Raw genomic sequence first — 2,006 nt, 5'->3', positions numbered from 1 at the left:
GGACTGGGAAACGTCGGGGATCATCCTGCTGGCCCGGGACGCGGACACCCACCGCGAACTGTCCCGCCAGTTTCACGACCGCGAGACCGAAAAGGCCTACACCGCCCTGGCCTGGGGCCAACCGGCACTGGACAGCGGCAGCATCGACCTGCCCCTGCGCTATGACCCGCCGACCAAGCCCCGCCACGTTGTCGACCATGAGTTCGGCAAACATGCCCTGACCTTCTGGAAAGTGCTGGAGCGTTGCGGCGACTGGTGCCGCGTAGAGCTGACACCCATCACTGGGCGCTCACACCAGTTGCGCGTGCATATGTTGTCCATCGGGCATCCGTTGCTGGGCGATGGTCTGTACGCCCATGAACAAGCCCTGGCCGCCTGGCCGCGCCTGTGCCTGCATGCAAGCATGCTCAGCTTCACCCATCCGCAAAGCGGCGAGCGCCTGCGTTTCGAGTGCCCAGCCCCTTTTTGAAGGGCTGATGCGGTCAAATGTGGGAGCTGGCTTGCCTGCGATATCGGCGTGCCAGCCAATACATCTGGCACAGAAAGACCGCTATCGCAGGCAAGCCAGCTCCCACAGGGTTTGGTGTGGTTCTCGGCCCTGCACGCTCACTCCAAATATCTGGCCAATACGGTAAACTCTCGCCACTGCTGTCTGGAGCTATTTATGCGCGAAGCGTTGAATCAAGGCCTGATCGACTTCCTCAAGGCCTCCCCTACTCCTTTTCATGCCACTGCCGCCCTGGCCCAACGCCTGGAAGCGGCCGGTTACCAGCGCCTCGACGAGCGCGACACCTGGGCCACCGAGGCCAACGGTCGCTACTACGTGACCCGCAACGATTCCTCGATCATCGCCTTCAAGCTCGGCCGCCAATCGCCGCTGCAGGACGGTATCCGCATGGTCGGCGCCCACACCGACAGCCCGTGCCTGCGGGTCAAGCCCCAGCCGGAGCTGCAACGCCACGGCTTCTGGCAACTGGGCGTGGAAGTCTACGGCGGCGCGCTGCTGGCGCCCTGGTTCGACCGCGACCTGTCCCTGGCAGGCCGTGTTACCTTCCGCCGCGATGGCAAGGTCGAGAGCCAACTGATCGACTTCAAGCTGGCGATCGCCATCATTCCCAACCTGGCCATTCACCTCAACCGTGAAGCCAACCAGGGCTGGGCAATCAATGCCCAGACCGAGCTGCCGCCGATCCTGGCGCAGTTTGCCGGTGACGAGCGCGTGGACTTTCGCGCCGTGCTCACCGAACAGTTGGCCCGCGAGCATGGTTTGAATGCCGATGTGGTACTCGACTACGAGCTGAGTTTCTACGACACCCAAAGTGCTGCCGTGATCGGCCTCAATGGCGACTTCATTGCCGGTGCGCGCCTGGACAACCTGCTGTCGTGCTACGCCGGTTTGCAAGCATTGCTCACCAGCGACACCGATGAAACCTGCGTGCTGGTGTGCAACGACCACGAAGAAGTCGGCTCCTGCTCGGCCTGCGGTGCCGATGGCCCGATGCTGGAACAGACCCTGCGTCGCCTGCTGCCCGAAGGTGAAGAATTCGTACGCACCATTCAGAAATCCCTGCTGGTGTCGGCAGATAACGCTCACGGTGTGCACCCCAACTACGCCGAGAAACACGACGCCAACCACGGCCCGAAACTCAACGCCGGCCCGGTGATCAAGGTCAACAGCAACCAGCGCTACGCCACCAACAGCGAAACCGCCGGGTTCTTCCGCCACCTGTGCATGGCCCAGGAAGTGCCAGTGCAAAGCTTCGTGGTGCGCAGCGACATGGGCTGCGGCTCGACCATCGGCCCCATCACTGCCAGCCACCTGGGCGTGCGCACCGTGGACATCGGCTTGCCGACCTTTGCCATGCACTCGATCCGCGAGCTGTGCGGCAGCCATGACCTGGCGCATCTGGTCAAGGTGCTGGGGGCGTTCTACGCCAGCCGCGATTTACCCTGAGACCGAAGCGCGCCCATCGCGGGCAAGCCCGCTCCCACATTTGATMTGTGAA

2 protein-coding genes are annotated in these 2,006 nt (G+C 63.1%); both read left to right on the top strand.

Annotated elements, in window-relative coordinates; genetic code table 11:
* A partial coding sequence (locus BKD70_RS22405) for an RluA family pseudouridine synthase (RefSeq protein ID WP_070415421.1) occupies positions 1-469 on the top strand: 469 nt, incomplete at its 5' end.
* Positions 470-664: 195 nt separating this feature from the next.
* Entirely contained in the window at positions 665-1,954 is a 1,290-nt protein-coding gene (locus BKD70_RS22400; RefSeq protein ID WP_070415420.1) for a M18 family aminopeptidase, read from the top strand.
* Positions 1,955-2,006 lie beyond the last annotated feature (52 nt).

The sequence above is a fragment of the Pseudomonas sp. BS-2016 genome (assembly GCF_001806145.1).
Classification (GTDB): Bacteria; Pseudomonadota; Gammaproteobacteria; order Pseudomonadales; family Pseudomonadaceae; genus Aquipseudomonas; species Aquipseudomonas lundensis.
This window is presented reverse-complemented; position numbering and strand designations above follow the sequence as displayed.